This window comes from Cyanobacteriota bacterium, assembly GCA_025054735.1.
Lineage (GTDB): Bacteria > Cyanobacteriota > Cyanobacteriia > SKYG9 > SKYG9 > SKYG9.
In genome coordinates this window covers 1-4,060 of record JANWZG010000368.1, presented here as the reverse complement: position 1 = coordinate 4,060, position 4,060 = coordinate 1, and the positions used below count along the sequence as shown (strand labels likewise).

General features: G+C 49.9%; 6 protein-coding genes. 5 read left to right on the top strand and 1 reads right to left on the bottom strand.

Going from position 1 to position 4,060, the window contains the following annotated elements; translation table 11 throughout:
• Positions 1 to 104 precede the first annotated feature (104 nt).
• The gene (gene psb28 / locus NZ772_15135; protein ID MCS6814888.1) at positions 105 to 440 is read left to right on the top strand and encodes a photosystem II reaction center protein Psb28; all 336 of its coding nucleotides are present in this window, start codon (positions 105 to 107) and stop codon (positions 438 to 440) included.
• Positions 441 to 762: 322 nt separating this feature from the next.
• On the opposite strand, the gene NZ772_15130 is transcribed toward psb28, so the two are convergent.
• On the bottom strand, positions 763 to 981 hold the full coding sequence (locus NZ772_15130) for a hypothetical protein (protein ID MCS6814887.1): 219 nt from the start codon (positions 979 to 981) through the stop codon (positions 763 to 765).
• On the opposite strand from NZ772_15130, the gene miaA reads away from it, so the two are divergent.
• From miaA to mutL, 4 genes are all read left to right on the top strand, one after another.
• On the top strand, positions 980 to 1,855 hold the full coding sequence (gene miaA, locus NZ772_15125) for a tRNA (adenosine(37)-N6)-dimethylallyltransferase MiaA (GenBank protein MCS6814886.1): 876 nt from the start codon (positions 980 to 982) through the stop codon (positions 1,853 to 1,855). The genes NZ772_15130 and miaA overlap by 2 nt on opposite strands.
• Before the next feature lie 250 nt (positions 1,856 to 2,105).
• A complete protein-coding gene (locus NZ772_15120; protein MCS6814885.1) occupies positions 2,106 to 2,270 on the top strand; it encodes a hypothetical protein in 165 nt (54 codons plus the stop codon).
• A 235-nt stretch (positions 2,271 to 2,505) separates the two neighbouring features.
• Entirely contained in the window at positions 2,506 to 3,351 is an 846-nt protein-coding gene (locus tag NZ772_15115) for a phytoene/squalene synthase family protein (GenBank protein ID MCS6814884.1), read from the top strand.
• Positions 3,352 to 3,456: 105 nt separating this feature from the next.
• Positions 3,457 to 4,060 (top strand): DNA mismatch repair endonuclease MutL (mutL, locus tag NZ772_15110; protein MCS6814883.1); only part of this gene is annotated, 604 nt, incomplete at its 3' end.

Here is a 4,060-nt window from a genome sequence, read left to right as displayed (position 1 = left end):
AGAACCGTGTAAGCCAGGTAACGTTTACGGGTATAGTATGGGATCCTTGGCTGTCACACTAGCACAGATTTTACGGGTTTTTATGAGTGAATTGGTAGATAACTATGGCAAGAATTGAATTTTCTAGGGGAATCGCTGAAGACGTAGTGCCTAATGTGCGCCTTACCCGCGCCAAGGATGGTAGCAACGGCAAGGCTGTATTTCGCTTCGAGAAGCCTCAGATTTTAGCAGATGGCAATACCCAAAACGTAACTGGTATGTACCTAGTGGATGACGAGGGTGAATTGGTAACTCGCGAAGTCAATGCTAAGTTCGTGGATGGTGAACCTTGGGCGATCGAGGCTACTTACGTCATGCGGTCTGCCCAAGAGTGGGATCGATTTATGCGCTTTATGGAACGGTATGCCGAAGAGCACGGACTTGGCTTCAGCAAAGCCTAGAGAGTAGAGATAGAGCGGGATGGTTAGCATAGCCATCCCAATGGTGTTGAAGCAATTGTGCTCCTGAACGTGAACCTGATTACACTAGGGAAACCTCGCCAACCTAGCCTTTGCGATAGGTGAGAAAACTGCCAAGAATTCCCTAGGTTTGAAATGTTCGATCTGGCATCTTGGTAGTGTAGATACTGAAAACAGTAACATTTTGTCGGCGTGTTGTTGAGTCAACCACGTCTCTTACTAGACTGCGTTGCCAGACATAGCCAGCCCCTGTTGGCCCTTTGCAGATAGCATATTGGAAGTCAGTAGCAAGTTTAGCTACGGCCTAATCTAGATAGGCATCTTTGCTGGGGTTAGTAATCGCCATAAAGTCAGTAATGACAGCTACCGTTGTACCTACTACAGTAGGCTTTAGTGTTTTGACACGATCGACAACGTGACCGATCGTCGCTTTCCAGGACACTATGTCTAGCCAACCTCCAAAAGTTTCTGGTTTGATTGTAATTTGCGGAGCTACAGCCACAGGCAAATCAAACCTGGCCATGGCTATCGCAGAGCGCCTTGCTACGGTGATCATTAGTGCTGACTCTCGTCAGGTGTATCGAGGGTTTGACATCGGCACAGCAAAACCCACCCCAGCGGATCAACAGCAAATTCCCCATTACCTAATTGATATTTGTAACCCCACCGATACCTTTACAGTTGCTGACTATCAACATCAGGTGCAACAGCTTATTACTACCCTTCACTGTTCACACTCTGCCCCTTATCCTCTACTCGTCGGTGGCACTGGCCTTTACATTCGAGCGATCACTCAAGGGATGACTATTCCCAATATCGCTCCCCAACAGGACTTACGTGCTCAACTCCATCAGTTGGGACAATCCCAGTGCTACGCTATGCTGCAACAAGTAGATCCTGTCGCCGCCACTAAAATTCATCCCCATGATCCAGTACGAACTATCCGTGCTCTAGAAGTATTTTATGTTACAGGAAAGCCCATTTCCAAGCTCCAACTAGAACAGCCACCACCCTATCCAATTTTGCACCTAGGATTAGATTGTCCAGACAGTGACCGGTTAAAGCAGCGGATTGCTCAGCGAACAAGCACTATGCTAGACATGGGGTTTGTAGCTGAAGTTGAGGCACTGTGTCAGCAATATGGTAATGATTTGCCACTATTAGCAACCTTGGGCTACCGAGAAATTAACCAGTATTTAGCTGGAGCTATCTCCTTACATCAGGCGGAAACGCTGATTGTGCAGCATACTCGTCAATTTGCCAAACGTCAACGCACGTGGTTTCGGGCAAATCCTGCGATCGTCTGGTTCGATGCTGACTCATCCAACATTGTGGAGCAAGTCTGGGACTGCATCACCAGTTGGTTATCTATGCTGCCCCCATCCCATCATCCCTAGGCTCCTTTACGTTACTTCAGCACAGATTTAGCAATTTTCCACACAAACTAGGGTTCTAACCAATATCCTAGGTGTGACGGAATGCCTGCTCAAGTTTGACAAAGACTACATCGGTTTACCCGTGCAATTTCGGGATGCTAAAGCGCTTTGGCATTACGGTAAGGCATTGTGACGATTAACTGCTGCCTTTGGAGGCAGCACCGATGGCAATGGCGCAGGGTTTACGGCCACTGGAGCAAACGCCATAGTTGTGAACTTGACTCTATCGGCATTTGTAACAGCCTGTCTGCGGGAGAATAACCACCGTATGAGCAAGTTTGATCCTCGCTTGTTGCGTCCACAACTCATGCCCATGGTTGCCAGTTGGGGACTTAAAGGGTTGGCGTTGCTGGCTCGCTACCACCGCCGATCGTAGCATACAGAGCCATTGACCACCGCAGTAAAGCAGGGCTAGCACTAGGCAACACTAATGCGGAGCTGTAGCAGCATACTGACCATGAGGTATGGTAGCGAATTGATTAAAAAAAGACTGAGGCTGATAAGATACCTGCAAATCGTTTTTGTGTAAGTGGTGTGCAAGAGCTATGCCTCAGGCTAGTTCGGATTGGTGTTCTAGATTCCATGCTGGATGTCAAACGAGGAGTGATGCAATGAAACCACATAATGATGCGATGGCTGTTTTAGAACGGACCAGTCGGACATTTTATATTCCCATCAGTCGGTTACCTGTGGGCTTAAAGGAGGCAGTCGCGTCTGCCTATTTGTGTATGCGGGCAATCGACGAAATTGAAGACCATCCTCAACTCGAAAATTCTCTTAAGGCTAAGCTGTTGCATACCATCAGTTTTACCTTGCAGGCTGCAACTGAGGGCCACACAATTGCTGACTTTTCCTTTGCCGACTCTGAGGATATTGCTCTATTGCCAGAAGTATCCCTGCGGGTAGGGGAATGGGCACTAATGGCTCCGGTGACGATCGCCCCACGTATTTGGGATGCTACCGCTGCCATGGCTGACCGCATGGCCAGTTGGGCACTAGATAACTGGACAATTCGTACCGAAGCCGACCTCGATCGCTATACCTTCAGCGTTGCTGGAGCCGTTGGCCTGCTGCTCTCCGACCTATGGGCTTGGTACGATGGCACCATCACCAATCGCCTTCATGCCCTTGGCTTTGGTCGCGGTTTGCAAGCTGTGAACATTCTGCGTAACCACGCCGAAGACCTAGAGCGGGGGGTTGACTTCTATCCCCACGGTTGGACAGATGCCGACCTCCACGCTTACGCTCGTTATAACCTGTCTTTAGCCGATGCCTACACAGCTACTCTGCCCCCTGGTCCCGCCCTCAACTTCTGCCAAATTCCTCTAGCCTTAGCCCATGCCACCCTGGATGTACTCAGTCAGGGTGAAAGCAAACTCAGTCGCAGTGCTGTCATGGCCGTGATTGCCCAACTTGACAAAGCTCCTGAGCCTACTATGGATCCAGTTTTACCCTAGTCACTGGATTCCATAGTTAGGAGAGTTATGCGCTAAGCATACATATGCGCTAGAAAAGGAACATTACTCACTGAGTGATGTCCTAATGTCAGGCTTCTGGTGATAATGGCTTCGATTCGATCGCTCCCAACTAATGTTGTGCATCTGATTGCCGCAGGCGAGGTGATTGACTCCTTAGCAGCCGTCGTGCGGGAGTTGGCTGAAAATGCGATTGATGCAGGAGCAACACGACTGGCCATCGCTATTTGGGCTGACCAGTGGCGAGTGCGAGTTGCAGATAACGGCAAGGGGATGACGATCGCCAACCTTAAGCAAGCTGCTCTACCCCACAGCACGAGTAAAATTCGCTCCAGTAGAGACCTCTGGCAAATTACCAGCTTGGGCTTCCGGGGTGAGGCGCTGCACAGCCTCGCCCAATTAGCAACCTTGGAGATTTGTAGTCGAGAACCATCAGCCAAGGAAGGGTGGCGAGTGGTATATGATCACCAAGGAAAGCCTGCTCAGGTGGAAGTAGCCGCGATCGCTCCTGGTACCGTCGTTACTGTCAGTGACCTGTTCGCCCAATGGCTAGGCCGACGCGACGGGCTACCACCCCTAGCTCAACAACTGCGGGCAGTGCAACTCATCATTCATCAACTAGCCCTCTGCCATCCTTATATCACCTGGCAAGTTGAGCAGAACGATCGCCCTTGGTTCACCCTCTATTCCG